At 40.9% G+C, this 26166-nt stretch carries 27 protein-coding genes and 1 tRNA gene; 21 read left to right on the forward strand and 7 right to left on the reverse strand.

Going from position 1 to position 26166, the window contains the following annotated elements; translation table 11 throughout:
- The 4 genes from HGJ91_RS11520 to HGJ91_RS11535 form a co-directional block, all read right to left on the reverse strand.
- On the reverse strand, window positions 1-563 hold a 563-nt coding region (locus HGJ91_RS11520; protein WP_291347904.1), incomplete at its 3' end, for an AsmA family protein.
- 10 nt (window positions 564-573) lie between these two features.
- The gene (locus HGJ91_RS11525; protein WP_291347906.1) at window positions 574-2646 is read right to left on the reverse strand and encodes a carboxy terminal-processing peptidase; all 2073 of its coding nucleotides are present in this window, start codon (window positions 2644-2646) and stop codon (window positions 574-576) included.
- Complete coding sequence (gene ylqF / locus HGJ91_RS11530) at window positions 2636-3478, reverse strand: ribosome biogenesis GTPase YlqF (protein WP_291347907.1); 843 nt, start codon at window positions 3476-3478, stop codon at window positions 2636-2638. Before ylqF ends, HGJ91_RS11525 begins: the two co-directional genes overlap by 11 nt.
- Window positions 3479-3533: 55 nt before the next feature.
- Window positions 3534-4295, reverse strand: coding sequence for an inositol monophosphatase family protein (locus tag HGJ91_RS11535; RefSeq protein ID WP_291347908.1), 762 nt, complete (start codon window positions 4293-4295; stop codon window positions 3534-3536).
- 128 nt (window positions 4296-4423) lie between these two features.
- Here HGJ91_RS11535 and HGJ91_RS11540 point away from each other — a divergent pair, with 128 nt between their 5' ends.
- Together HGJ91_RS11540 and HGJ91_RS11545 are read left to right on the forward strand one after the other, a co-directional pair.
- Window positions 4424-5014, forward strand: a complete 591-nt coding sequence (locus tag HGJ91_RS11540) for a hypothetical protein (protein ID WP_291347909.1) — start codon at window positions 4424-4426, stop codon at window positions 5012-5014.
- Between the two features lie 47 nt (window positions 5015-5061).
- Window positions 5062-6234: a pyridoxal phosphate-dependent aminotransferase gene (locus HGJ91_RS11545; RefSeq protein ID WP_291347910.1), complete on the forward strand. Its 1173-nt coding sequence runs from the start codon at window positions 5062-5064 to the stop codon at window positions 6232-6234.
- 13 nt (window positions 6235-6247) lie between these two features.
- Here HGJ91_RS11545 and HGJ91_RS11550 read toward each other — a convergent pair whose 3' ends face one another.
- From HGJ91_RS11550 to HGJ91_RS11560, 3 genes are all read right to left on the reverse strand, one after another.
- Entirely contained in the window at window positions 6248-6976 is a 729-nt protein-coding gene (locus tag HGJ91_RS11550) for an AAA family ATPase (protein WP_291347911.1), read from the reverse strand.
- Window positions 6973-7281, reverse strand: coding sequence for a hypothetical protein (locus tag HGJ91_RS11555; RefSeq protein ID WP_291347912.1), 309 nt, complete (start codon window positions 7279-7281; stop codon window positions 6973-6975). Before HGJ91_RS11555 ends, HGJ91_RS11550 begins: the two co-directional genes overlap by 4 nt.
- Window positions 7282-7359: 78 nt before the next feature.
- Window positions 7360-8733, reverse strand: a complete 1374-nt coding sequence (locus HGJ91_RS11560; RefSeq protein ID WP_291347913.1) for a TrpB-like pyridoxal phosphate-dependent enzyme — start codon at window positions 8731-8733, stop codon at window positions 7360-7362.
- A 280-nt stretch (window positions 8734-9013) separates the two neighbouring features.
- Here HGJ91_RS11560 and HGJ91_RS11565 point away from each other — a divergent pair.
- The 19 genes from HGJ91_RS11565 (at window position 9014) to HGJ91_RS11655 (ending at window position 26135) form a co-directional block, all read left to right on the forward strand.
- Window positions 9014-9090 (forward strand) — tRNA-Pro (locus HGJ91_RS11565).
- A 136-nt stretch (window positions 9091-9226) separates the two neighbouring features.
- Entirely contained in the window at window positions 9227-10738 is a 1512-nt protein-coding gene (locus HGJ91_RS11570; RefSeq protein WP_291347914.1) for a sodium:proton antiporter, read from the forward strand.
- 49 nt (window positions 10739-10787) lie between these two features.
- Window positions 10788-12851, forward strand: coding sequence for a PAS domain S-box protein (locus tag HGJ91_RS11575; protein ID WP_291347915.1), 2064 nt, complete (start codon window positions 10788-10790; stop codon window positions 12849-12851).
- Window positions 12852-12862: 11 nt separating this feature from the next.
- On the forward strand, window positions 12863-14383 hold the full coding sequence (locus HGJ91_RS11580) for a response regulator (RefSeq protein WP_291347916.1): 1521 nt from the start codon (window positions 12863-12865) through the stop codon (window positions 14381-14383).
- Window positions 14384-14415: 32 nt separating this feature from the next.
- Window positions 14416-14808 (forward strand): response regulator, encoded by a 393-nt coding sequence (locus tag HGJ91_RS11585; protein ID WP_291347917.1) that lies wholly within the window; start codon window positions 14416-14418, stop codon window positions 14806-14808.
- A 33-nt stretch (window positions 14809-14841) separates the two neighbouring features.
- Complete coding sequence (locus HGJ91_RS11590; protein WP_291347918.1) at window positions 14842-15723, forward strand: universal stress protein; 882 nt, start codon at window positions 14842-14844, stop codon at window positions 15721-15723.
- 132 nt (window positions 15724-15855) lie between these two features.
- Complete coding sequence (locus tag HGJ91_RS11595; RefSeq protein WP_291347920.1) at window positions 15856-17547, forward strand: TrkA family potassium uptake protein; 1692 nt, start codon at window positions 15856-15858, stop codon at window positions 17545-17547.
- A 141-nt stretch (window positions 17548-17688) separates the two neighbouring features.
- Window positions 17689-18162 carry a response regulator gene (locus tag HGJ91_RS11600; protein WP_291347921.1) on the forward strand — a complete coding sequence of 158 codons (474 nt, stop codon included), beginning with the start codon at window positions 17689-17691 and terminating at the stop codon, window positions 18160-18162.
- Between the two features lie 48 nt (window positions 18163-18210).
- On the forward strand, window positions 18211-18762 hold the full coding sequence (locus HGJ91_RS11605; RefSeq protein WP_291347922.1) for a Na+/H+ antiporter subunit E: 552 nt from the start codon (window positions 18211-18213) through the stop codon (window positions 18760-18762).
- Complete coding sequence (locus HGJ91_RS11610) at window positions 18759-19046, forward strand: monovalent cation/H+ antiporter complex subunit F (protein ID WP_291347923.1); 288 nt, start codon at window positions 18759-18761, stop codon at window positions 19044-19046. Before HGJ91_RS11605 ends, HGJ91_RS11610 begins: the two co-directional genes overlap by 4 nt.
- A gap of 19 nt (window positions 19047-19065) precedes the next feature.
- On the forward strand, window positions 19066-19389 hold the full coding sequence (gene mnhG / locus HGJ91_RS11615; protein ID WP_291347924.1) for a monovalent cation/H(+) antiporter subunit G: 324 nt from the start codon (window positions 19066-19068) through the stop codon (window positions 19387-19389).
- Between the two features lie 2 nt (window positions 19390-19391).
- Complete coding sequence (locus HGJ91_RS11620; protein ID WP_291347925.1) at window positions 19392-19637, forward strand: hydrogenase subunit MbhD domain-containing protein; 246 nt, start codon at window positions 19392-19394, stop codon at window positions 19635-19637.
- On the forward strand, window positions 19634-20458 hold the full coding sequence (locus tag HGJ91_RS11625) for a Na(+)/H(+) antiporter subunit B (protein WP_291347926.1): 825 nt from the start codon (window positions 19634-19636) through the stop codon (window positions 20456-20458). Before HGJ91_RS11620 ends, HGJ91_RS11625 begins: the two co-directional genes overlap by 4 nt.
- A 9-nt stretch (window positions 20459-20467) precedes the next feature.
- Window positions 20468-20884 carry a cation:proton antiporter subunit C gene (locus tag HGJ91_RS11630; protein ID WP_291347927.1) on the forward strand — a complete coding sequence of 139 codons (417 nt, stop codon included), beginning with the start codon at window positions 20468-20470 and terminating at the stop codon, window positions 20882-20884.
- A gap of 3 nt (window positions 20885-20887) precedes the next feature.
- The gene (locus HGJ91_RS11635) at window positions 20888-22372 is read left to right on the forward strand and encodes a proton-conducting transporter membrane subunit (RefSeq protein WP_291347929.1); all 1485 of its coding nucleotides are present in this window, start codon (window positions 20888-20890) and stop codon (window positions 22370-22372) included.
- Window positions 22373-22410: 38 nt separating this feature from the next.
- Complete coding sequence (locus HGJ91_RS11640) at window positions 22411-23886, forward strand: monovalent cation/H+ antiporter subunit D family protein (protein ID WP_291347930.1); 1476 nt, start codon at window positions 22411-22413, stop codon at window positions 23884-23886.
- 26 nt (window positions 23887-23912) lie between these two features.
- Window positions 23913-24065: a hypothetical protein gene (locus HGJ91_RS11645; protein ID WP_291347931.1), complete on the forward strand. Its 153-nt coding sequence runs from the start codon at window positions 23913-23915 to the stop codon at window positions 24063-24065.
- Between the two features lie 62 nt (window positions 24066-24127).
- A complete protein-coding gene (locus HGJ91_RS11650) occupies window positions 24128-24373 on the forward strand; it encodes a hypothetical protein (RefSeq protein ID WP_291347932.1) in 246 nt (81 codons plus the stop codon).
- On the forward strand, window positions 24363-26135 hold the full coding sequence (locus tag HGJ91_RS11655; protein ID WP_291347933.1) for a Na(+)/H(+) antiporter subunit D: 1773 nt from the start codon (window positions 24363-24365) through the stop codon (window positions 26133-26135). Before HGJ91_RS11650 ends, HGJ91_RS11655 begins: the two co-directional genes overlap by 11 nt.
- Window positions 26136-26166 lie beyond the last annotated feature (31 nt).

The raw sequence follows: 26166 nt of genomic DNA on the forward strand, positions 1-26166 counted from the left end.
TTTAACTGATCAAGTTCAATGGATTCCAAATCAAGATATGTCTCAAAAGAGGCGTTAAAAACTGTATGCGGGTTGAATTTTATATCTTTTAATGTAAGCTCGACAGATTCCTGGTGTTCGGGCAGAAAAGCAAATATTTTTTTAAAATTTCGGACAGATCCTGCAATCGAAAAATCAGCCGGTAACGTGGGTTGCTTTTCTTTTAAAGGATTGGCTTCAATCATTGGACGATCAATTGTTATTTGTTCTATATTGATTTTGCCGCGCAAAAGCGTTTGAATATCAATATCAAATTTTAAAAAGGCAGCGCTTATATTTATTTTATTGTCCGGAGTGAAAGTAAAATTTTCTATGGTGAAGCCTGCTTGCGGAAAAACAGTAAGAGAACATCTGGAAAGATCAATATTTGCGCCGGTTTTTTGATGTATAAAGAAAGTTATTTTATTTTTTATATAAGAAGTATTGATGACCCGATTAATGATAAAAGGAGATGATAATAATAAAACAAGGATGAAGATAATGCCGCAAAAAATAATTTTTTTGATTCCTTTGAAAGAGAGCATTACTTACCTTTTACCATGAAAAATGAAAATTATTGGAAAGATTAATAAAATCAGCCATTACAAGATGGGTTTGATCCATTAAAATTTTTTTAGAGTCAATCGTTTCCGTATCATCCCGATCAAATTTTTCTATTGGTGCTTTGTTGATAGCTCTCAAATAATCATTTTCAATATCCAGTTCTAATTGTTCATATCGCTTTTTCCTTGATTTCCGTGCATCCAGATTTAATGAAATGGAGGTTTGAGAATTCAGCTTGGATATCATATCGATTCTTTTGTTCAGATAGGTTAACCCGGGGTCTTTGAGAGATCTTTCCTGGTACCGCGTGGCAAGCTTTGTATGAATGACTTGAAGTTTTCGATAAGGATTGTAGGATGTTCTCACCGTCGTATCCCAGGGAAGGGCGCCATCTAAGGAGCTTTCCCCTGTATCTTCAATTTTATATATTTGCGGATATCTCAAATCCGGTATAACACCAAGGCTTTGAGTACTTTCTCCTGATACACGATAAAATTTCGCGCTGGTAATTTTAAGTTTTCCTTTTCTAAGTGGCTGCAATTCCTGAACAGTTCCTTTACCAAAACTTCTTGTGCCGACAATCACGCCTCGATGATAATCTTTAATAGCGCCGGCAAAAATCTCAGACGCTGATGCACTCATCCGATTGATTAAAACGATAAGGGGGCCGGAATATTCGATGCCTGGGTCATCATCATATAACCGCGTGATTCTGTGTTTTGTTTTAATCTGTACGATGGGGCCTGATTTAATGAAAAGTCCAGTCAGCTGGTTTGCTTCTTTTAAGGATCCTCCGCCATTGTCCCTCAAATCAATAATCAATCCATCAATGTTTTCTTCTTTTAGTTCACCCAGTAATTTTTTAACGTCTTTTGTTGTACTTTTATAGTCTTTATCCCCCTTAAGGTAGGCATTAAAATCAATATAAAAATTGGGAATTTCAATAACACCGATTTTCAGGGGTTGGTTGTTACGGTCAATGGTTATCACACTTCTTTTTGCAGATTGTTCTTCTAATTTAACCCGGTCTCTTTTTATTTGAATTGTCTTGGTGGAACTGTTTTTTTTAGCCGGGATAATTTTTAGTCGTACAACTGTATTTTTGGGGCCTCTGATCAGTTTAACAACATGATCAATGCGTTGACCTATTGTATCTTTTATTTCTCCGGATACTCCCTGTCCCACGCCAATAATCTTATCACCGGGCATGAGTAAATTTGATTTATCAGCAGGGCCTTTGGAAATTAACCGTACCACCTTGGTATATTCATACTCAGTTTGAAGTACGGCTCCAATGCCTTCAAGAGATAAACTCATATGGATATCGAAATCCTCGGAAGCCCGGGGAGGAAAAAATTGAGTATGGGGATCAAAACTTGCCGTAACAGTGTTCATGAAGATTTGAAAAATATCATTTGAATCGGTTTGCAATAATCGTTTAAGCCGGTTTGAATATATTTTGACAAGCGTATCACTGATTGAAGCATTATCCTGATCATCCAGACTCAATAGAATAATATGATTTTTCAGTTCTTTTTTCCAAAGAGAATAAAGCATGCGTTTATTTGGTTTCCATTGCCGCAAATCATCGTCTATGATCATGGACTCGGTTTTATTAAAATCCAACTCTTTTTCCCATGTTTTTATCAATAAAGAGATATATTCCAATCTTTCCTTTGATCGTGCCATATATAAATTAAATATTTTGAAAGCCGTCTTTAGATTTCCCCTTTTAAGTTCATCATCCAGACGAAATTGATATTGTTTGAAGGAATGGATATCGCTCTGGGTGAATAATTGTTTTCTGGGGTCAAGGCGTTTTAAATATCGATCAAGAATAATCGAGGACATAGTATCATCAAGGTTTTTTTCAAGATAATGATATCGTTCAAGTGCGCGTATAATTTTAACACATTGAGAGGACTGTTCAGACTCAGGTTTGATTGTGTTGTCAATAGTTGCCCATGAGGATGATGAATATGCGATAAGGACGAGTATGGAAAAAAGATATTTCAAACTTTTTGAAATATCGACAGGGCCCATTTTTTTTGATTTAATCGTCATGTTCCAGATCCTTTGGCGTTTCAAAATTTATTCTTCCTATTTTACCGGCCCTGAGTTCACGAATCAATACTTCAGACGCTTTCTGAAAATCCACGATACCTCCTTTTTTCAGGCATCCCCTTGCAGAACCAATCTTTTCTATAAGTGTCAGCTCATCGTCTGGTAAAGTTTTTAAAAAAGGATACCGCTGCATCAATAAGTCCGGATATCTCTTGATTAAAAGTTTGGCAGCAAAAAATCCTATGTCATTATAATCAATGGCAGTATCAGATATCGCACCGCTTGCTGCCAGGATATAGGCTCTTTTCTCTGGTTCTATCACCGGCCATAATATCCCCGGTGTATCATAAATATCAATATTATTTTTTAAACTGGTTCGTTGCTGGTGCCGGGTGATTGCAGGCACATCCCCGATTTTTGCAATTTTTTTTCCTGCAAGTGAATTCAAAATAGTGGATTTCCCTGTGTTTGGGATACCTAAAACCATTACTTTTATTTTCCTGGCTCGATTTCTGTCAATTTTGTTCACACAATAATTTAATGCCTCGTATGCCTGGGATTTATGGGTGCCGCAAATTGAGATGGCAGATGTCCCTTCTTTTTTTTTAAAATAATCAAGCCATAGTTTTGTTTGTTCCGGGTCTGCCAGATCGTTTTTATTTAAAACCTTTAATCTGAATTTGTCTTTACAGATTTTATTTACGAACGGATTAGCACTTGCCTCAGGCAGTCTTGCATCTAAAATTTCTAAAACAGCATCCACTTTAGATATGGCTTTTTTAAGCAGGTTTTTTGTTTCAAGCATATGTCCTGGAAACCATTGAATCGTCATTTTTTTTATTGCTCTTTTTTTATTTGGTCAATTTTATCTTTCATAACATATGGATTTATTTGAAGTTTTCAATCAACTTCTTTTGAAGATATTTGTTGGTTGCGATGATTCCCTGTTCGGGAAAATTAACCCCTCCTTTGAAATCACATATAGTTCCCCCTGCCTGCTCAACAATAAAAGCACCTGCTGCAATATCATAAATATTTAAATTCATTTCCCAGAAGCCGTCAAGTCTGCCGCATGCCACATAACAAAGATCAATCGCTGCAGAACCATATCGTCGAATATCTCTTAACTTTGGAACAATTTTATTAAAATAGGAAAGGTTGTTGGTTGGAAGATTCGCTCTTAAACAGGCAAATCCTGTAGCCATGACACAATTAATAAGTTTGTCGGCTTTTGAGACACAAATAGAATGATCATTTAAAAAAACGCCGCTATCTTTGTCCGCATAAAACAATTCATCCAAACTTGGTGAAAAGACAGCACCGCAAATAGTTTGACCCTGATACTGCACAGCGATACTGATGGAATAAAATGGTTGTTGATGAACAAAAGAGGTGGTCCCGTCTATTGGATCAATAATCCATAGATAATTTGAAAAAAAATGGGTCCTGCCGGTTTCTTCTCCAAAAATATCATGTGAAGGATACCTTGCTCTGATATTTTTAATGATAAAGTCTTCAACTTTTTTATCGGTAATGGTGACCAGGTCTTTTTTATTTTTAAAATTTACATCTGAAGGCCTTAAAAGCGTTTGTTCTTTTTTGCAAATACTGCCGGCCTGTTTAATAAGATCTTTTAAAAATGTTATCAATTGCGCACCCAAATGGTTTTAATTTAAATTTTTCATAATGAATGATACACTAATTTTTTTTTTCCTCAAGTTCTTCCTTGAAAGAATTATTTATATAGGTTAAGCATCTACCTCACAGGGAAAACGATATGCCATTATCATTCAGATCGAAAAGTCATGGAAACATTGCATTCGGATTTTTTAACATTGAGTCGGATATGCTGTTGCTGGAAAACCATTTTTTTTTTGCAGATGATTTTTGCACGTGGTTGAGTCAGATGGCAAAAGAGGATGATGCTGGATGCAAAAGGTTTCGATACCCGGTATATTATATTGCTGATTCCAATGATATCGGGGATCTGATGGGGGCTATCCACGGAATGCGGTTTACCGGATTTATCGGAAAATTGTATACGCTTTTTCCTTTTCCCGATGATCCAAAGGCTTTCAAACAGAATCCAAAAGGATATCAAACCCGGAAGATTGTTACAGCCCAGATCCAAGGTATTTCAAAAAAGAGAGAGATTTTGATTGAATTTTTAAAGGACGGGCAGGTTCATATCGGCCGATATGTGTTTGATATAAGGGTATTCCACGAGTTAATCCGATATGTCTGGCAGGGCGGGTATCCCCGCTGGAAAGATGAGATACGGCCGAAATATGTAGTAGAGATGAAAGAGTGTATTCAAAAAAGCCGCAACTCCTTTTTTCAGGGAATGTTTTCATCGCAAGAGATTTGATGTATGGTAAGAAAATTGTAAATTCTAATTTCGAAAGGAAAATCCTTATGCCTATTGCAGATAAGATGGTTAAAATGGTTGAATCAGCATCTATGATCCGGAAGATGTTTGAAGAAGGGATACGGATGAGAGAAAAGTATGGAGCTGATAATGTATTCGACTTCTCCCTTGGAAATCCCGATGTTCCGCCACCGGCAGTTGTAAAAGAGACCTTGCTGGAGCTGATAAACAGCAAGACCATATCCCACGGGTATATGCCCAACCCGGGATATCCCCATGTACGGCAGGCTGTGGCGGATTACCTGAACAAAGAATACAATGTGGGGATCACATCAGATTTGATTGTGATGACCGCGGGTGCGGCAGGGGCCTTGAATGATATATTGCGGGCATTGTTAAATCCGGGAGAGGATATTCTTACACCGGCACCCTATTTTGTCGGGTATAACCAGTATGCTTTTGTTGCCGGTGCAAACTTAAAAACCGTGGCATCATTTTCTGATTTCCATCTCGACCTTGATGCTATTGAGGGGGCCATTACTGAAAACACACGAGTCATGCTGATTAATACTCCCAATAACCCGACCGGTGCCGTGTATACCAAAGAAGAACTGAATGGACTTGGAAAGGTGCTGGATGCAACAAGCGAAAAATTCGGGAAACGGATTTACCTGATTTCTGATGAGCCTTACAGAAAGATTGTCTATGATGTTGATGTTCCGTCTGTCTTTGACGTCTATCCCCATACTATAGTTCTCACCTCGTATTCCAAGGAACTCTCCCTGGCAGGCGAGAGAATCGGGTATCTTGCCATTCACCCCGAGGCTGAGGATGCGGCCATGATTGCAGGAGCGGCCGGGGTTACAAATACCATGATGTATGTAAATGCACCGGCTCTTTTTCAGCAGGTCGTGGGGCAGCTTCAGGGGGTTTCAGTTGATATTGATATATATAAGAGACGGCGTGACATGTTTTGTGAAGGACTTCATGGGACAGGGTATGAATTTTACGTGCCTCAGGGTGCATTTTATCTGTTTCCCAAAAGCCCCATAGAAAATGATGTGGAATTTGTAACTATCTTAAGCAAACAAAATATTCTTGCCGTTCCAGGAGCAGCGTTTGGCGGGCCAGGCCATTTCAGGCTATCCTATGCAGTACCTGACAAAACTATTACCGGCTCTTTTGAAGGATTCAAAAAAGCCTTTGACAGTGTAAAATAAAATTTTAATTCCATTAAACAGATTCGGTTTTTATGAATTCACCTGGATTATTCATAAAATTTTTATAGATTTTATGATACTCTGTGTCCTCGTACTGAATGGGTTCAATAACGGGGTTGTCAAAGCTGTAAATCCGGGATTCCGGGCAGGCCATCAAAAAAGGGGAATGGGTTGCAATAATAAACTGGGCATGGCCCTGTCGGCTGATTTTGATCAGAAGATTTAAAAGCTCAATCAAAGATGAGGGAGACAATGCTGTCTCGGGTTCATCCAGAAAGTATAATCCTTTGATCTTATATCTTGATTGAAAATATGACATGAGTGACTGACCGTGGGATTGGGTAATCAGGGATTTTCCTCCGAAATATTTGAGCATTTCAGAGTCATTGATGGCCCATTCCTCAAGATTCTTGGCAAAATGGGAAAATATCTGGGACCCGAAAAAGGAACCTGGGACCGGACCGTTTTCCCATCGAATGGAAATGGTTTTGTACAGGTCTTCTTCATGGGGGTTTTGTTCACACCTTAAATTGAACTCACTCTGCCAGATGTGAATGCCGCATCTATAGGCGATGGCTTTGAGCAAAGTTGATTTTCCGGTACCGTTTTCACCGATGAAAAGCGTGACCGGACTGTTGAATCTGATCCGCTCTGTATTTTGAAATATTTTCAGCTTAAAGGGATAAAAATCTAAAACAGGAAACTTTTTTGAATGGATGTTTACCTGTTTTAAAAAGATCAAATCTGTTTTCCTTTTTTTATTTTGGCCTGTTCAATCAAATCAAACAACGATGTGATTTTGGGTTTTCCCTTGTTTAAAAAGGCTTTTTGAAAGTCTTCTTTACTCAATTCGTCGGTAAGATAGGCATGAACATCAAAGTGGTTATACCAGCAGTCAAGGGTTTTAAAACAGGGTAGCCCGCTGTTTTCAGACCGGCAATAGGGAAAATTGATCTGATGCCCAAGTCTCGGGCACCGGATGTTGAACGATTTTTCCGGTGGATCTGCCCGAAGGGCATCGGTATTTTCATTCTTGGGTGTTGTCATTTGATTCCCGGGGTTTAAATTGACCTTCAGCCGTCTTTGCATCGCTCAAAGGCGGCTGAAGGTCGGTTTTCATTGGATTTAAGTTGCCTGTCTGGGTTTGGGTAAGGATTCAATATCTTTTAATGCCGCATCAATCTGTTCCTGGGGCAGATCATGATCAGCCAGATTTCCCCTGAGATAAGATTCATATGCAGCAAGATCCACAAGACCATGGCCGCTCCAGTTAAACAGGATGGTTTTTTCCTTGCCTTCTTCTTTGGCTTTAAGTGCTTCACGAATGGTTATAGCAACGGCATGGTTGCATTCAGGCGCACTGATATACCCTTCGGATTGGGCAAAGGTGAGGCCTGCCTCAAAAGTTTCCAACTGGTGGATGGATTCAGGGCGGATAATGCCGTCTAAAATCAGCTGGCTGACAATGGGTGCCATGCCATGATATCGCAATCCGCCTGCATGGATGGGTGCCGGTACAAAATTGTGCCCCAGGGTATGCATGGGTATAAGGGGTGTCATTTGGACGGTATCCCCGAAATCATAGGCAAATGGTCCCCGGGTCATGGTGGGACAGGAGGTCGGTTCTACAGCAATAATATCGATCTCTTTTCCGTTTATTTTATCCAGGGCAAAGGGAAAGGCAAGGCCTGCAAAATTACTGCCGCCACCCGCGCTTCCGATAATCACATCAGGATAATCTCCCGCCATTTCCATTTGTTTTATGGCCTCAAGGCCGATGATGCTCTGATGGATCATAACATGATTCAATACACTGCCTAAAGCATATTTGGTGTTGTCATCGGCAACCGCTTCTTCCACTGCCTCGCTGATGGCCATGCCAAGGCTTCCCGGACAATCAGGGTCTCTTTCAAGGATACTTCGGCCGGCCGCTGTTTCATTGCTTGGGCTTGCCGTACAATTGGCCCCCCAGGTTTCCATCATCATGCGGCGGTAAGGTTTCTGGTTGTAAGAAATTTTTACCATGAACACCTTGCATTCAATTCCGAAAAAGGAACAGCACATGGCAAGGGCGCTGCCCCATTGGCCAGCACCTGTTTCCGTGGTGATTTTTTTGGTGCCCGCCACCTTGTTGTAATAGGCCTGGGCAAGGGCTGTGTTGGGTTTATGGCTGCCGGCAGGAGAAACGCCTTCGTTTTTAAAATAAATTTTTGCCGGTGTGTCAAGGACTTTTTCAAGATTGTAGGCCCTGTAAAGCGGGGAAGGACGCCATATAGTATATTTGTCTAAAACTTCTTCCGGGATGTCAATCCAGCGGTCTGTACTTACTTCCTGTTCAATCAGGTTCATTGGGAAAATCGGAGCAAAATCTTCAGGCCCGGCCGGCTGCCCGGTTCCGGGATGAAGTGGTGGTTCCATGGGAGTCGGCATATCTGCCATAATGTTATACCATTTTCGCGGCATGTCTTGTTCGGTTAATACATACTTTTTGGTTCTCATAAGTCCTCCTTCTTCGCAATTAGCGTTATGGGTTCAAAACTCGTAGGAAATATTAAAAAATATTTATTGAACATGTAATGCCTATAAATTGAACAGGTTTGACGTCATTTCAATTTTTTATGAGAATAAGCGGGTCAAGTCAAGCATTAAATTCACTGTTAGGTTCTAAATGGCAGCACTATGATTTCACTGTCATCACCTGATTTAAAAAAGCAATATTTCTTGACACATTTTTTAAAGAGTGATAAAAGTCGCTTTGTTCAAAGTTCTAAAAAATACTCGGGGCGTAGCGCAGTCTGGTAGCGCACTTGTCTGGGGGACAAGTGGTCGCAAGTTCAAATCTTGCCGTCCCGACCACACCACTTTAAGCTTCCTTTTTCGCCTTGACTTTCTGATTTAAATCAAATAATCAAATAATCAAATTAGCATGGATTGAGCAAACAGACATTCAAAGGTTGCGTTACAGCCCAAATAACCAGGAGGGAACGAATCGATGAAATTGGACAGGCTGGCATTGTTAATATTATTGTTGATTTTATTTATTTCTTTAGCACCCGCTGCTGCCAAAGATCATTCTGATGAAAAAACTCATAACACACTTGACGCTAGTGACCATTCTGAAGCCGTTTCAGACCACGCACAGGACAAGGGTGCACATGGTCATGTGAATTTAGGAGAGATGCTGCCGCTGTATAGCTGTATCCCCTTTGCATTTATGTTGTTATCCATAGCCCTGCTGCCGCTGATAGCAGAAAATTTCTGGCACCATCATTTTGGTAAGATTTCCGCATTCTGGGCAGCCTGTCTGGCGATTCCCTTTGTTTTTGTTTATAAAGGCATTGCAGTTTATGAGATCCTTCACATTATTCTGGCAGACTATGTCCCCTTTATTATTCTTTTATGGGCGTTGTTTACGATTTCCGGCGGTATTTTGCTGAAAGGGACATTAAGAGGAACTCCCGTTGTCAACACGATTATCATCCTGATCGGTACCATCCTTGCGTCCTGGATGGGGACCACAGGGGCTGCCATGCTCTTGATCCGACCATTGTTGCGGGCAAACGAGCATCGAAAGAATAAAACCTTTATGGTGGTATTTTTTATTTTTCTGGTAGCCAATATTGGCGGATCTTTGACACCTCTTGGTGATCCACCGTTGTTTTTGGGATTTCTTCATGGCGTCAGTTTTTTCTGGACCTTTAAAATTTTACCGCATATGCTTGTCACATGCATTATTCTGCTGGTAATTTATTTTATCCTTGACTCATATTATTACAAAAAAGAAGGGGTAACGGCCCCGGATGATGGAGAGAAAAAGCCCTTGCGCCTGGTGGGAACCTATAATTTTCTTTTTCTTGGGGGTGTGGTGGGCTCTGTCCTAATGAGCGGAATAGTGGATTTGGGAGAAGTTTCAACTTTAGGTGTCCACAGGGCTGTTCAGGACTGGCTCAGGGACGGCCTTCTCATCGTTTTTGGGATCGGTTCTCTTATGGTTACACCAAAGGCACTTAAAGAGGAAAATGAATTTTCATGGTTCCCGATAATAGAAGTTGCCTATCTGTTTATCGGAATTTTCATTACCATGGTTCCCTGCCTGTTATTGCTTAAAGCAGGGCCGAACGGTGCGTTTGCTTTTCTTATCAACGCTGTAAAAGAACCGTTTCACTACTTTTGGGTGACCGGGATTTTATCGGCTTTCCTGGATAATGCGCCCACCTACCTGACCTTTTTTAATACAGCCCTTGGCAGCTTTTATGCCGGTATGGCGGAAAGCCAGGCTGTTCCCTTGTTAATGACGGAGAATGCAATTTATCTTAAGGCCATTTCAACGGGAGCTGTCTTTTTTGGTGCCTGTAGTTATATTGGTAATGCACCCAATTTTATGGTTCGATCCATAGCGTCAGAGGCAGGAACACCAATGCCCAGCTTTTTTGGATATATCTTAAAATATTCTTTGGTCTTTTTAATTCCGACCTTTGTTATTGTAACCTTTATTTTCTTTTAATATACTGGTTTTAGAGGAGTTGATGCCTTGAAGAGGAGTAATGCAGCCAATGAACATTGATCTTAAAGGATTAAGGGTAGCCATAATCGGTGGAAACAGCCCCTGTAAACAAATCCTTGAAATATTGCTGGGACCCGGATTAAAAGAGCTGGACATCCAGGTTCTGGTGGTTGCAGATACTTTGACCCAGGTTGAAGGGATAAAATATGCCCAGGAAAAGGGCGTGTTTACCACCATGGATTATGGTGAAGTTTGTAAACTTTCCGGTATAGACGTCATTTTAAAATTAAAAAATGATGAAATATTGACCTGCATGCTGGAAAAAGTGAATACGGAACATACCAGCATTATCGATCTTGATGCCTATAGGGCCATGTCATTTTTGAATTTTTTAAAATCAGAGGAAGAAAGACTGAAGATCAAAAGAAAAATTCAGTCGGATAAGATTGATAAGCAGGGAATTATAAAGCTGTTTGATCAGTTTACCACTATAATTCAAGAGAATGCCAAGGAAGAGAACAGATACCTGAAAATTGAAAGAGAAGATTTGCTTGAGGTGGAAAAAGAAATATCCCAAATTATTCAGGGCAGCATGGTTCCAACTTTTATTATCAACAATGAACATATTATTACTCACTGGAACAGAGCCTGTGAAGAACTTGCAGGATGCAAGGCCCATGAGCTGGTGGGAACAGACCGGCAGTGGGTACCTTTCAGATCTGCAAAGAGACCGACCATGGCAGATGTAATTGTGGGCGAAATGTCTGAAGAGGAGGTATCAAAATATTATGGTTCCTCCTGGAGAAAATCAGGTCTGATTAATGAGGCTTATGAGGCCGAAGAGTTTTTCTCTCATCTGGGTAAAGAGGGCAAATGGATTTTTTTCACAGCTGCGCCCATTAAATCTCCGGATGGAAAGATAATGGGTGCCATAGAAACATTAAAAGACATCACGGAAGATAAAAAAACCCATGAAGAGCTGGAACTGCAGGACAAAGAGCTTTCCACACTTTATAATAAGTATAAAAAATCAGAAGAAAAATATCGATCGTTGTTTAACAATAACCCAAGTCCGATTTTTATTATTGATCGACAAACTTTTGAGATCCTGGATGTGAATCATCGTGTGGAGGAGGAATATGGGTATATAAAAACTGAGCTTTTAGGAACCCCTTTCCTTGGCATTGGAGATACATCCGATGAAACCATTAAGGAAGGCATGGAAAGCCTTCCTGAAAGCAAATCCATACTATTTACCAAGAAAAAGCATTTTAAGAAGGATAAGACATCGTTTTTTGTCAATGTCAAGGTTGTCAATGCGAGATATAGTCACAGGGATGTCTTGATTGCATCGGCAACCAATATCACGGAAAGTGTCGAAAAAGAGACCCAGCTGATTCAGGCGGGAAAACTGGCTACCCTGGGAACCATGGCAGCCGGCATGGCCCATGAAATTAACCAGCCGTTGAATGTGATACAGATTTGTTCAGACCTGATCCTGAAAATGATTAAAAAAGGAGTCAAAATTCCAGATGATGAACTAGTCATCATGGCCAAGGATATTATTGATAATGTTGCCAGAGCTGCCGGTGTTATTAAGCATGTCAGAGATTTTGCAAGACAATCTGAAAGGGATCTTAAAAAATTAGTAATAAATGATCCTATCAATGATGTATTCAAGGTGCTCGGCCACCAGTTAACAGTTCATTCCGTAAAGGTGAACCTTGATCTTGATCCTGAAATTCCACAAATCCGGGCTGAGCATAATCGCCTGGAACAGGTATTTATCAATCTTGTAACCAATGCTATTGATTCCATGGATGAAAAAGCTAAAAAAGAAGATGCTTTAGCTGAGAAAATATTGGGAATCAAAACATATGCTGAAAACGGCTGGATTGTTACAGAGGTGTCTGATACAGGACTTGGCATGACCGATGAGGTGAAAAGAAAGATATTTGAACCTTTTTTTACGACTAAAGAAACCGGTAAAGGGACCGGTCTTGGAATTAGTATCAGTTTTGGAATCATTAAAGATTATGGTGGAACCATTGATATATTCAGTGAGTATGGTAAGGGAGCTACTTTTATCATTAAGTTTCCGGCAATTGGATAAGGAAATAAACTATGTCGGTCAATAAGATATTAATTGTTGATGATGAAGAGATTATCGTCAAGGTGCTCTCCATGTCTCTTCGAACTGACGGGTATGAGACGATTGCAGCCCACAGTGGTGAGCAGGGACTGGAAGTTTTTAAATCTGAATCACCTGATATTGTTGTCACTGATATAAAAATGCCGGGAATGGACGGGCTTGAGCTGTTAAAAAAAATCAAGGAAATTGATCCCGAAAAAGAAGTGATCATTGTAACAGGGCATGGAGATATCGATTCAACCATCACAGCATTGCAGTATGGTGCCAGTGATTTTATCAATAAACCTGTCAGGGATGAAGCTCTTGCCATTGCCCTTGATAGAGCAAAAACAAAGATTGACATCAGAGCAAAACTCAAAGAATATACCGAGAACCTGGAATTTAAGGTTGCAGAAGCCACCGAGGAAATTCGGCGAAAATCAAATTTTCAACGGCTTTTAATAAGAAGTTCCAATGATGCCATTGTTGCCTTTAATCATGACTGGAAAGTAGTTGTGTATAACCCTGAAGCTGCAACGATGTTTGGTGAAGCTGCAAAAGATGTTAGAAGTAAGATGACCATAGATGATCTTTATACACCCCAAATTGCCCAGATTTTTAAAAATCAGGCCAAAGAGGAAAAACAACAGAATACGCTTCCATGGAGAGAAAATATAATAAAAACCAAAGACGGCAGACAAATCCCGGTTCGGTATACAAGTAATGTGTTGTATGAAAAAGGTGAATTTGTCGGGACGGTTAATTTTTTTCACAACTTAACGGAAATAAAACGGCTTGAAAAAGAACTGGTTCAGTCGGAACGCTTAGCTGCTGTAGGGCAGACGGTAAGCGGCCTTGCTCATTATGTAAAGAATATTCTTATCGGGCTTCAAGGCGGCAGTTATGTCGTTGATGTGGGAATTGCCAAAAATAATACAGAGAAATTTAAAACAGGCTGGAAAACCATAAAGAGAAATATTAAAAGAGTGGGGGATTTGACCCAGGATCTTTTAACCTATTCCAAGCAGAGGGAACCGGAATTTGAGGTGTGTCTGCCCAATGATATTGTGGAAGACGTCATCGAACTGGTAACAGATGTTGCAGGATCAAATGACGTTCTTATTTCAAAAGAGTATGACAATAGCATCGGTGAAGTAATGGCTGATTCACAAACTATTCATCGCTCTTTGCTAAATCTGATAAACAATGCCATTGACGCCTGTATTGAGGATGAAGATATTTCCAAAAATCATAAAATAAAGGTAAAAACCTATGTAGGTAAAGATAATTATTTTTGTTTTGAGGTTAAAGACAATGGCTGCGGCATGGATAAGGATATTCAAAAGCAGTTGTTTGACCCCATGTTCAGTTCTAAAGGGGGAAAGGGAACCGGTCTGGGACTCCTTGTTACATCAAAACTAATAGAAGAACACAATGGAGTGATTGAAACAAAAACCAGCCCTGGAGAAGGCAGCACATTTACGATTAAACTTCCATATGAAAAAGTAAATTAAGGTTGATATAAATTGACCAAGGAGGATAGATTATGAGTAAAAAGGTTCTTGTGGTAGATGATGATCCAGATGTCAGGTCATTTGTTGTCACAGTTCTGGAAGAAAACCAGTATATACCTTTGATCGCTCAAGATGGTATAGAAGGTTTTGAAATGATCGAAAAAGAAAAGCCTGATTTGGTGATTCTTGATGTACTGATGCCCAGGGGGAGTGGGATTAGGTTATATCGCAAGCTGAAAACAGATGAGAGTTTTAACCAAATACCCATTATCATGTTTACAGGGATTGCGCTTCGATCATTTTTGAAATCTCAAAAAGCACTTGATGAATTTAAGGGAGGGGAAGTTCCTGAACCTGATATCTATTTGGAAAAACCGGTTAAACCAGAAGAGTTAGTTGCGGCAATTAAGAAAAAACTTGATTAATCAATAGACATGAATATTGAGATTGGAGAAATTATGGAAATAAAAAAATTGCTTTTTGTTACAAAGTTTGAGGAACTTTGTTATGACGCGCTCAACTCTTTATTGGCCCTCAGAAATGCGGCACTGGAACATGTTATTTTTTTAAATGTAATTGAAAGAGATAAGGTTGCGATGAAAAGGGGGAGCGGGTACCTTAAGGAAGAAGAAGTCAAGTTAAAAGAAATAGCAAATATCCGGTTTATTGACTGGGCAGAAAATTTATTTGAACTGGGGCTGGAAGTCGGGGCGTATATGGAGGTTTCCACACTTATCCCTGAAATTCTTAAAGTGGTTGAAAAAGAATCTCCTGATTTGATTGTCATTGGCCGTTCCCATAAAGGTGCATTGGAACAACTTTATAAAGGATCTGATGTTGTTGAATTGATGCGACGAACTGAAGTGCCGATTCTAGTCTTTAAACATATGATGGAAGACAAAATTGTACCTGAAAAATTGTTTGAGAGACCCTTATGTTGTACCAATTGGACGGATACCGGTAAAAAGACGATTGAGTATATCAAAGGATTAAAAAATGTTATCGGTGAAATTCATATCATGCATGTGGTAAAAGAGAGTCTCCTTAAGAGCTCGGATACCCATGAGGTACAAAAAGTTAGAAAAGCCGAAAGGAAAAGACTGGATGACCTTTGTGATGAGCTTGAAGCGGCGGGTATTAAAGCCAGGCCCCATATCTATGTAGGTGATCCACAAAAAGAGATTGAAAAAGCAGCAAAAGGATATCAGGCCAGTATGATCATCTTAGGTTCCAGTGAAAAAGCAGCTATTGTGGAGCGGTGGGTTGGATCCATCTCAAAAAATATTGCTGATAAATCCATATATCCCTGTCTTCTTATTCCTGGCAAAAAGAATATTTGAAATATAGGCATAAAATAGCCTATATCCAAAATATTTGAGTGGTGTGTGTGAGCGAATTTGAAGACATCTCTCACTCTCACAACATCAATTGTTCTGAAAGGTAGCAATGATAGTAGTAAAAGGTTCATCGTAATGAAATTCCTTCCTGCTCAAATTCTTTACTTTACTCGAAGCAGAACAACGAAGAGAAATTTCAAACTTTTATTCAAGTTCCTTTTTGCGTTGACAGTGCTGGTGGTCATATACAGTGTTTTGTTTCATTTTATAATGCTTTTTGAAGAAAAGGAGTTTAGCTGGATTACCGGTTTCTATTGGACACTCACTGTGATGTCCACACTTGGTTTCGGTGATATCACCTTTGCGAGTGATTTAGGCAAGGCTTTCACGATGCTGGTACTTATGTCCGGCATTATTTTTCTTCTTGTTATGTTGCCCTTTACGTTCATTCAATTTTTTTATGCGCCATGGCTTGAAGCCCAGGCAAGGGCAAAAACTCCACGGGAATTGCCGAAAAGCATGACAGGACACGTGATACTGACAAGGTTTGATCCCATAACCATAAATCTCGTAGAAAAATTGAAAAAATATAATTATGACTATGCTATTATTGCCACTGATTTGCAACGTGCGCTAGAGCTTTATGATTTAAACTACAAAGTGGTCGTGGGAGACCTGGGTGATCCGGAAACATATAGACGTCTCCGCATACAAAATGCTGCCATGCTGATCGCCAACAATGATGACATGGTCAATACAAATATAGCCTTTACAGTCAGGGAAATTTCCAAAAACATCCCCGTTGTTACTAATGCAGATGCGAAAGACTCCATCGACATTCTACAGCTTGCCGGCAGCACTTATGTCTTTCAGTTTATGAAGATGCTTGGAGAATCCCTGGCAAGAAGAACGCTTGGAATGAGTATGGGGGCAAATGTTATCGGAAAATTTGATCAACTTCTCATTGCTGAAGCACCTGCAATGAGAACGCCGCTTGAGGGGAAAACGCTCATTCAAAGCAAACTGCGGGAAAAAACCGGCGTAACAGTTGTCGGGCTTTGGGAGAGAGGCCGATTCACAATGCCGCAGCCGCAGACTCGAATCGCTTCCACCACTGTGCTCGTGCTTGCGGGCTCAGCTGAACAGCTCAAAAAATATGACGAGGTCTTCTCCCTTTACGGTGTTTATCACACCGCCGATGCTCCTGTTCTCATATTAGGCGGCGGCCGTGTCGGGCGTGCAGCGGCACAGGTTTTGGAAGACCGGCAGATTATTTACAAGGTTGTGGAAAAGAAGGCGAGATTCATTCAAAATAATAATTATATTGAAGGCAATGCTGCTGATCTTGATACCTTGAAGCGGGCCGGCATACAGGAAGCTACATCTGTCATTATTACCACTCATGACGACTCCATGAATATTTATCTTACCATTTATTGCCGTCAACTGAGATCCGATATACAGATTGTCAGCAGGGCTAATCTGGACCGAAATATGTCTAAACTGCACAGTGCTGGAGCAGATCTTGTCATGTCACACGCTTCCATGGGCGCAAATACCATAATTAATCTTCTAAAACCCAATAAAATACTGATGTTTGCAGAAGGATTGTACATCTTCCGCACGTCAGTACATGCAACCCTTGTGGGAAAATCTCTTACCGAAAGTCAAATCCGGAAACAGACGGGCTGCAGTGTAATTGCTATTGGCAGAGAGAATAAATTAAATATTAACCCCGAACCTTCGATTCTTCTCGAGGAACAGGATGAAATGATTTTGATTGGAACGACCGATGCGGAAAAATGTTTTATGGATATCTATCAATAACCAGTAAAAACAGGGGCTTTGAAATATTTGCGGGTGTTACCCTGATAAATTTGGTGTTGACTCAAAATAATACTTTTGCTATATGCAAAGGTTGATTAAAAATGGAGACTGATAGAGTTATTATCATTGTAAGGATATAGTATGAAACTCCTATTTATAGATGACGAACAGACATTTTTGAAATACCTTGCCAAACGACTTGTTCTTGATGGATTCACAGTTAAAACAACTTTTTCCGGCGAAGAAGGGGTAGAAGCAGCCTCAAAAGAAGATTTTGATGTGGCTGTTGTGGATTTGCAAATGCCGGGAATTGATGGGATCGAAGTCCAGAAAAGATTGAAGGATTTGCAGCCGATGTTGCCCTGTATTGTTCTTACCGGGCATGGAAGTGTTGAAAACGCTTTGGAAAGCGGTAAATATAATGCGTTTAAATTTTTGTCAAAACCCGTGGATATGGATACGCTTATTGAAACCATAAACGCGGCTTATAATCATAGAATTCAGCAGGAACAATCATCCTCCGGATCTGACAGATCTCAAGCAGGAGCAAAAAAAGAAGGCGCCATGGCAAAATTGTATGGGAGATTCCGTAAATTGTATGGTGTTGAAAAATAGTTTGTTTTTAGCTTTTGATTTTCATGATATTTGAGGGAGGATAGTTCATTGATAGTTTCCGGTAATGGGTTTGCCAAAAATGATGGCAAACCGACATCCACGTGTTTTAAATCATTTTTTTCTTTTCTGATTACATTTATTTTGATGTTTTTAACCTGGATTGTGCTGTCAGGAAAATTTGATCCTCTGTTGTTATGGCTGGGGGGTATTTCAAGTTTTTTTGTGGCATACTATTTTTATGACCTGTTATTTCCAGTAATGGAATCGGGATATGGTAAAGTATTTTTTAGATTTATCAGCTATATGCCCTGGTTGATCTGGGAAATCATTAAAGCCAATTTTCACCTGCTGTACCTGACCTTTCACCCACGGATGAAAGAGTTGATAGATCCTCACATTATTACCTTTAAAACCAATTTGAAATCCGATATAGCCATAACAACCCTGGCCAATTCCATTACCCTGACGCCTGGAACCATTACGGTAACAGCGGACAATGACGGTGTGTTCAGGGTACATGCCATCGACAGAGAATCAGCTGATGCCCTGCCGGGTACAATGTTAAAAAAAGTTGCTAAAGTTTTTGGAGAAGAGATATGAGTACTTTTTTTCTAAGCGTTGCATTGGGATTATTATTCCTGATGCTCTTTTCACTGTACAGAGCCTTGTTCGGTCCTACAGTTCTGGACCGGCTCATTGGTGTCAATGCCATCGGGAGTAAAACCGTCATTCTTTTACTGCTCATCGGTTTTCTTTATGAGCGTGTTGACATGTTTGTTGATATTGCATTGGCCTATGCGTTTCTAAATTTTGTTACCGTACTGGCGGCATCACGCTATTTTCACAAAAGAAAAGGGTTGTATGAAGAATCCTTTATGGATTAATCATCAATTTGGAGTAACCATGGATATACTTGTCATTTTGTTTTTAGTTACCGGCTTATTCTTCTTTCTGGGCGGTGCCATCGGCATCATCAGGATGCCGGATTTTTACAGCAGGCTTCATCCGGCTGGCAAACTGGATACCCTGGGAATTTTTGCCATGGTGACAGGGCTTTCCATATACAACCTTCACCATTTTTCCTTTGAAGCCCTGTTGCTTTCAGCAAAGATGTTTTTAATTGTATTTTTTGTGTTTCTCTCCAGTCCCACAGCCACCCATTCCATTGTTGATGCAGGAATGCGAGCAGGGTTAAGGCACTGGACCAAAAAGAAACGAAAGGGTTAATCATGCACTGGCCAATTGATTTGATCGTATTAACCTTTGTCATTTTTTGCGCGATTGCTGCCATATCCGTCAAAGATCTTCTGGGGACAGCCATTTTATTTGGTGCTTATTCATTTATGATGTGTTTGCTCTGGGCTGTTATGGGAGCAGTCGATGTTGCCTTTACAGAAGCATCAGTCGGAGCAGGCGTCAGTACGGTTTTTTTTGTTGCAGCTGTTTTCAGGACTAGCAGGAGGACAAAAGATTGAGATTCCTTGGATTTATTATTGTTTGTTTGACAGGCGCACTGTTGCTGTATGGAACAGGGGAATTCCCGGACTGGGGTGATCCTGATTCTCCGGCCTCAACTCATCTTTCAAATCATTATATTGAAAAAGCGATTGAGGAAACTCAGGTTCCCAACCTTGTAACGGCGGTTCTTGCTGATTATCGGGGGTTTGACACCATGTTTGAAACAGCCGTTGTTTTTTGTGCAGGCCTGGCATGCTTTCTTTTGTTAAGGGACTTTAGTCAGAAAAAAGAACGCTTTTACCGGCATACCCCTACCGGGGTTATTCTGCATGTGAAAGACAGCAAAAAAACTCTGAAGGTGGGAAAAGAATTTGAACATATGGATAAGGACTGGGTGCCGTCTGATCTGATTATAAAAACGGTCTGCCGGATTTTAATCCCGTTTATCCAAATTTATGCCCTCTATGTTGTGGCTCATGGTGATTTCTCCCCTGGCGGCGGATTCCAGGGCGGCGTTATCTTTGGTTCCAGCCTGATTCTTTTGGCCATTTCTTATGACCTGAAAACGCTTGTAAGACGGGTGAATGAAAAAGTTATTGGAATTTTTGCTGCCCTTGGGGTTTTAATTTATGTCGGGATTGGCGTCATCTGCATGTCCATGGGGGGCAATTTTCTGGACTATTCAAAACTGGCGCCGCTAGTACCGGGAGATCCTCATCATATCAGGGCTTTGGGTATGTTAGGCGTTGAAATCGGTGTGGGAATTGCTGTAACGGCAGCAATGGCCATTATTTATATTAATATCGTCTCCGAAGGCAGACATGATGAAGGACTATAGGGTTACGCTATGACTGATTTGTTACCCCTGATCGTGGCAAAATACAACTACTGGCTTTATGTGATCTTAATGATGATCGGCCTTTATGCCATGATTGCAAAAAATAATTTGATAAAGAAACTGGTAGGTATGAACATTTTTCAAACAGCTATTATCCTTTTTTATGTATCCATAGGATATAAGACGGATGCCACCATACCGATCATTCAAAATGCCCATGGCGGACAGGGCGCACACAGCGCAGTCATTCATGCGGCTGATTATATAAATCCCCTGCCCCATGTTTTAATGCTGACAGCCATTGTTGTATCTGTTGCGACCTTCGGTGTTGCCATGGCATTAGCTGTCAGGATATACCAGCGGTACCAAACCCTGGAAGAAGATGAACTCAGGATGCGCCTGGCTGATATCGGGCTGGAAGAATAAATTATGGATAATACCCCCGCACTAATTGTTATTGCACCGCTTTTAGCCGCCCTTTTAGCCGGGCTCGCCGTCTGGATCGAAGAACGATTGTCATACTTAATTGCTTTGACGGGTCTTGCTATTTCAACCTTTTCTGCAGTCAAAGTGTTGATGCAGGTCATAGATTCCGGCACAATTCAGTACAGGATGGCCGGCTGGGCACCACCCATGGGCATTGAATACAGGATTGATCTGTTAAATGCCATGGTACTTCTGCTTGTTGCAAGCATTGCTTTTTTAAATCTTTTGGCAAGCTACAAAAGTGTTGACCAGGAAACAAATGACAGGCCCGGATCATTTTACACCATTTATCTCTTGTTTGTAACAGGGCTCTTAGGTGTTACAGCCACAGGTGACCTTTTTAACCTCTATGTATTGATTGAGATCACTTCATTAACCAGTTATGCCATGGTTGCTCTGGGCGACAGGGACAGAGGTCCTCTGGCCAGTCTGAACTATGTTTTCATCGGCGTTATCGGTGCCAGTTTCTATCTTCTGGGCGTGGGTTATCTGTATCTTAAAACCGGTTCCCTGAACATGGTTGATGTGGCAAATATCCTGTCGGGTATTCATGGCTCCTCCACGGTATTGGTTGCCTTTATTTTATGCATGATCGGAATCTGGATTAAGATGGCCCTGTTTCCTATGCATGTCTGGCTGCCCAATGCCTATACATACTCACCTGTGGCATTTGCAAGGATAGTGGCTCCTTTAATGACCAAAGTCATGGTTTATGTGATGATACGCTTGATGATCACGGTATTTGGGTTTGATTATGTTTTTGAAACCCTGAATCTTGCCGATGCAGTAGTCTGGCTTGCAACTATAGCTGTACTTGCCGGTGGTGTTATGGCGCTTTCCCAGAAAAATTTGAAAAAAATGCTCACCTATATCATTGTATGTGAAATCGGATACATGGTAGGGGGCGCATGGATGGGGAATCAGCTTGGCATGACCGGTGCTATTTTACACATCTTAAATGATGCATTAATGACGTTTGCCCTCTTTCTCGCTGTGGGAAATATGGTCTACCGGCTTAAAAAAGTTGATTTACCAGATCTTCAGGGGCTGTTCGGCAAGATGCCCTGGACCATGGCAGGCTTTGTTTTGGCTGCCTTCAGTATCATTGGTGTGCCGCCAACCTGCGGATTTTTCAGCAAATGGTATTTGATTCTGGGGGCATTTGAGGCGGGAGCCTACCATTTTGCTGCTGCACTTATCATATCCAGCTTGATCTGTGCCGTGTTATTCTTTAAAGTTTTTGAAATCTGCTTTTTTGACCCCATGTCTGAAGGCCATGGGCACGGGGATTCGCATTCCCATGTAACAATTGAGGAAGCACCGGTATCCATGCTGATTGTATCCGGGCTTGTCAGTCTTTCCTTGATTGTTGCGGGGCTGTATTCAGGGACCATTGTAAATACGATTATCCTCCCTTTCTTAAAGTGAAGATGAATATGATTATAGTAAAAAGGTAAACCCAATAAATGGAAACCATTATCTCGATTAAACCTCTTTTGGCAGTTTTAGTTTCTCTTTTTGTCATTCCGGTGCTGGTCTCTTCTTCCAGTAAACCCAATGTAAGGGAATCATGGATTTTTATTGCAGGAATCATCAAGCTTATTCTTGTTCTCTCCATGCTTCCGGTCATACTTGAAGGAAAACAGATCGCCTTGACCCTGTTTGAATTTGCTCCCGGGGCAGCCATTGCATTCAGGGTGGATGGACTTGGAATGCTGTTTGCCATTGTAGCCTCAAGTCTTTATATTGTGACATCCATTTATTCCATCGGATATATGAGAGGCCTTGATGAACATGGTCAGACCCGGTTTGTCTCCTTTTTTGCCCTGGCTATTTCCGCTACCATTGGTGCGGCTTTTTCCGCCAACCTGCTGACACTTTATCTTTTTTATGAAATTTTATCGTTAGCAACCTATCCTTTGGTTGCCCATCACCAGGATGAAACTTCACGAATTTCAGGCCGCAGATACTTAACCTTTATTTTAGGCACATCCATCGCTCTTGTCCTGCCCGCCATGATTTATTGCTATCATGTAACGGGAACCCTGGAATTTTCCACTGCCGGTATTTTTGCAGACCAGTTGTCTAAACCTGCTGCCACGGTGTTGCTCTTAATGTTTGTTTTCGGGTTTGCCAAGGCAGGAATCATGCCGTTTCACTCGTGGCTTCCGGCCGCAATGGTTGCACCGACTCCGGTCAGTGCCTTATTACATGCAGTGGCGGTTGTAAAAGTTGGGGTCTTCTCCATTGTCAGGGTGATGACAGGTATTTTCGGAGTTGACCTGTTGGCAAACTTCAATCTGGGTGTGGTGGTCATGACCATTGCTTCATTCACCATTCTTGTGGCATCCTGTATTGCGCTTTCCCAGGATGAATTAAAACGAAGACTTGCCTATTCAACTATCAGCCAGTTGTCCTATATCATTTTTGGTGTGGCACTCTTGTCTCCCCAGGGACTTTTGGGCGGGGTCATACACATTGTCATGCATGCCTTTGGAAAGATTACCCTGTTTTTCTGCGCAGGAGCTATTTATGTGGCAACAGGCAAGAAATATATCAGTCAGATGAGTGGTCTGGGTAAAAAAATGCCCTTTACATTCGCAGCTTTTTTTATTGGTGCCATGGGAGTGATCGGGCTTCCGCCGGCGGGGGGTTTTTATAGCAAATGGAATCTGATTTTAGGTACCCTTGAGGCCCAGCAGACTATTTTCATGGTTGTCCTGCTGGTGTCATCATTTCTGAACGCATTTTATTTTTTACCCATTGTATATAAAGGGTTTTTCGGGAAAAGTGAAGAAGAAGAGGATGGCGGTCCCGTGAAAATACAGGAAGCAAATCTTTGTCTCGTCATCCCTTTGATGATAACAGCCGTCATTTCAATTGTTTTATTCTTTTATCCAACGGTTTTTGTCAATCTGATAAAGACAGGTTTGGGGATTTGATTTAAAAAATTTTAAAGGTTAGAAACATGAACAGTAAAGATGACAATAAAGAAGAAGATTGGGAAATACTTGGGCATGACCCTGTGCCGGGATATAAAACAGCTCTTTATCTGGCGGTTTTGATCGCTGTAATTTATTTAATATTTGCTTTTTCAATGGGCGGCGGTGGCGGCCATTAACCCATATGAAGTGGCTATTCTGATCTAAAGGGAAAAGATTAATTTTACACAAGGATGCACTAATGAAAAAAGAACTTACACTCTTTGATAATCCAAAAAACGTAAAAAAACTATTGATTACTTTTTATTGTTCTCTGGTCATTTTATTGATTTCAGAATTTTTTATTCATCCGCATCCGGCATTCTTTTTTGAACATGTTAAAGGGTTTTCTGCTGTTTACGGCTTTTTTTCATGTGTTCTGCTTATTTTTCTGGCCAAACTTCTAAGATTAATTGTGATGAAAAAAGAGAATTACTATGACAAGTAACATGCTTCCTCCTGCAATAATATTTATTTTAGGCGCAATTCTGATTCCTTTTTTAAAAGGAAAGACCAAATCCATATACATGCTGTTAATCCCCGCAGCCGCCTTTTATGTCCTGGTGAATCTTCCCTATGGAAATATCTGGACGTATGAATTTTGGGGTTACCACCTGATTATGGGAAGAATTGACAAGCTTTCAATGGTCTTTGGCTATATTTTTATCATCATGGCATTTCTTGGTATTCTGTTTGCCCTGAAAGTAAAAGATGATCTTCAGCATGTTGCCGCTATCGTTTATGCCGGTTCAACCTTAGGGGTTGTCCTGGCAGGAGACTTTCTGTCCCTGTATTTTTTCTGGGAAGTCATGGCGGTCAGCTCTACATTCCTGATCATAGCATCCAGAACCAAAGAATCACGGGAAGCGGGCTTTCGGTATATCCTGGTTCATTTAATCGGCGGCCTTTTCCTTTTGGCCGGGATTGTTCTTACCATCCAGAAAACAGGAACGATTGCCTTTGATTATATCGGGCTTAACGGGATTGAATCCTACCTTATTTTTATTGGTATTGCCTTGAATGCCGCGGCCATTCCTCTTCATGCATGGCTGCCCGATGCATACCCCCATGGGACCCCGACCAGTACAGTTTTTTTAAGTGCGTTTACAACAAAGTCAGCCGTATATCTTTTAATCCGGACATTCCCCGGGGCTGAGCTGCTTATCTGGATCGGCGCATTTATGGTATTTGTACCCATATTCTTTGCTGTGCTTGAAAATGATATTAGAAGGGTATTGGCCTATAGCCTGTTGAATCAGATCGGATTTATGCTTGTGGGTACCGGCATTGGTTCCCAGCTTGCCCTGAATGGTGCGGTTGCCCATGCCTTCTGTCACATCCTTTATAAAGGCCTGCTTTTCATGGCGGCAGGATCAGTTCTGCAGATGACCGGTAAGATCAAGTGTACTGAAATCGGGGGGCTTTATAAAACAATGCCGTTAACCTGTCTTTTCTGTATTGTGGGTGCCGCATCCATATCAGCGTTTCCCTTATTTTCAGGGTTTGTTTCCAAATCCATGGTCGTCACTGCAACGGTCAATGAAAAAATGATTTTTGTTTACCTGATATTGCAATTTGCCTCTGCAGGTGTGTTTCATCATGCCGGTATTAAAGTTCCTTTTTTCACCTTTTTTGGTCATGATTCCGGCATCAGAGCCAAAGATCCTTCATGGAATATGATATTGGCAATGGGCATTGCAGCATTTGCCTGTATCTTTATAGGGGTTTTCCCTCAGCCCTTATATAACCTTCTGCCGTTCACTGTTGATTATATTCCTTATACGGGTGCACATGTTGTCGGTCAGCTCCAGCTTCTAATGTTTGGCGCCCTGGCGTTTGCCTTTTTGATTCTTTCCGGATATTATCCACCGGAAATTAAATCCATTAATCTTGATGTTGACTGGTTCTATCGGAAGCTTGGTCGTGGAGGATATATCGTTCTGGATAAGGGATTAAATACATTAAATATGATATCCGAAGGTGTTGTAATGGGATTTATCAAAGGCCTTGTATTCTTTTTTAAAAATACAGCAGCAAAAATTGCCCTGTTTGTGGCGGTGAATATCTGGCTGGCTTTGGGCTATCGGGATAAGCGGCTGGAAATAAAGAAGAACAGACTTTACAATGATATTCTTTCAGGGACCCTGCCGATTGGTATCGGCGCAGCGGTCACCATATCCTTTATCCTTATAGTGTTTGTTTTGACTTAAACTTTATTTTAATTAGTATTGAGGCTTTTAA

Source organism: Desulfobacula sp., from assembly GCF_014237455.1.
GTDB lineage: Bacteria > Desulfobacterota > Desulfobacteria > Desulfobacterales > Desulfobacteraceae > Desulfobacula.

Coding starts and splice junctions, on each gene's coding strand:
- HGJ91_RS11525 (WP_291347906.1), bottom strand. CDS start 2,646: ATGACGATTAAATCAAAAAAAATGGGCCCTGTCGATATTTCAAAAAGT.
- ylqF (WP_291347907.1), bottom strand. CDS start 3,478: ATGACGATTCAATGGTTTCCAGGACATATGCTTGAAACAAAAAACCTG.
- HGJ91_RS11540 (WP_291347909.1), top strand. CDS start 4,424: ATGCCATTATCATTCAGATCGAAAAGTCATGGAAACATTGCATTCGGA.
- HGJ91_RS11545 (WP_291347910.1), top strand. CDS start 5,062: ATGCCTATTGCAGATAAGATGGTTAAAATGGTTGAATCAGCATCTATG.
- HGJ91_RS11555 (WP_291347912.1), bottom strand. CDS start 7,281: ATGACAACACCCAAGAATGAAAATACCGATGCCCTTCGGGCAGATCCA.
- HGJ91_RS11560 (WP_291347913.1), bottom strand. CDS start 8,733: ATGAGAACCAAAAAGTATGTATTAACCGAACAAGACATGCCGCGAAAA.
- HGJ91_RS11570 (WP_291347914.1), top strand. CDS start 9,227: ATGAAATTGGACAGGCTGGCATTGTTAATATTATTGTTGATTTTATTT.
- HGJ91_RS11575 (WP_291347915.1), top strand. CDS start 10,788: ATGAACATTGATCTTAAAGGATTAAGGGTAGCCATAATCGGTGGAAAC.
- HGJ91_RS11580 (WP_291347916.1), top strand. CDS start 12,863: ATGTCGGTCAATAAGATATTAATTGTTGATGATGAAGAGATTATCGTC.
- HGJ91_RS11585 (WP_291347917.1), top strand. CDS start 14,416: ATGAGTAAAAAGGTTCTTGTGGTAGATGATGATCCAGATGTCAGGTCA.
- HGJ91_RS11590 (WP_291347918.1), top strand. CDS start 14,842: ATGGAAATAAAAAAATTGCTTTTTGTTACAAAGTTTGAGGAACTTTGT.
- HGJ91_RS11595 (WP_291347920.1), top strand. CDS start 15,856: ATGAAATTCCTTCCTGCTCAAATTCTTTACTTTACTCGAAGCAGAACA.
- HGJ91_RS11600 (WP_291347921.1), top strand. CDS start 17,689: ATGAAACTCCTATTTATAGATGACGAACAGACATTTTTGAAATACCTT.
- HGJ91_RS11610 (WP_291347923.1), top strand. CDS start 18,759: ATGAGTACTTTTTTTCTAAGCGTTGCATTGGGATTATTATTCCTGATG.
- mnhG (WP_291347924.1), top strand. CDS start 19,066: ATGGATATACTTGTCATTTTGTTTTTAGTTACCGGCTTATTCTTCTTT.
- HGJ91_RS11620 (WP_291347925.1), top strand. CDS start 19,392: ATGCACTGGCCAATTGATTTGATCGTATTAACCTTTGTCATTTTTTGC.
- HGJ91_RS11630 (WP_291347927.1), top strand. CDS start 20,468: ATGACTGATTTGTTACCCCTGATCGTGGCAAAATACAACTACTGGCTT.
- HGJ91_RS11635 (WP_291347929.1), top strand. CDS start 20,888: ATGGATAATACCCCCGCACTAATTGTTATTGCACCGCTTTTAGCCGCC.
- HGJ91_RS11640 (WP_291347930.1), top strand. CDS start 22,411: ATGGAAACCATTATCTCGATTAAACCTCTTTTGGCAGTTTTAGTTTCT.
- HGJ91_RS11645 (WP_291347931.1), top strand. CDS start 23,913: ATGAACAGTAAAGATGACAATAAAGAAGAAGATTGGGAAATACTTGGG.
- HGJ91_RS11650 (WP_291347932.1), top strand. CDS start 24,128: ATGAAAAAAGAACTTACACTCTTTGATAATCCAAAAAACGTAAAAAAA.
- HGJ91_RS11655 (WP_291347933.1), top strand. CDS start 24,363: ATGACAAGTAACATGCTTCCTCCTGCAATAATATTTATTTTAGGCGCA.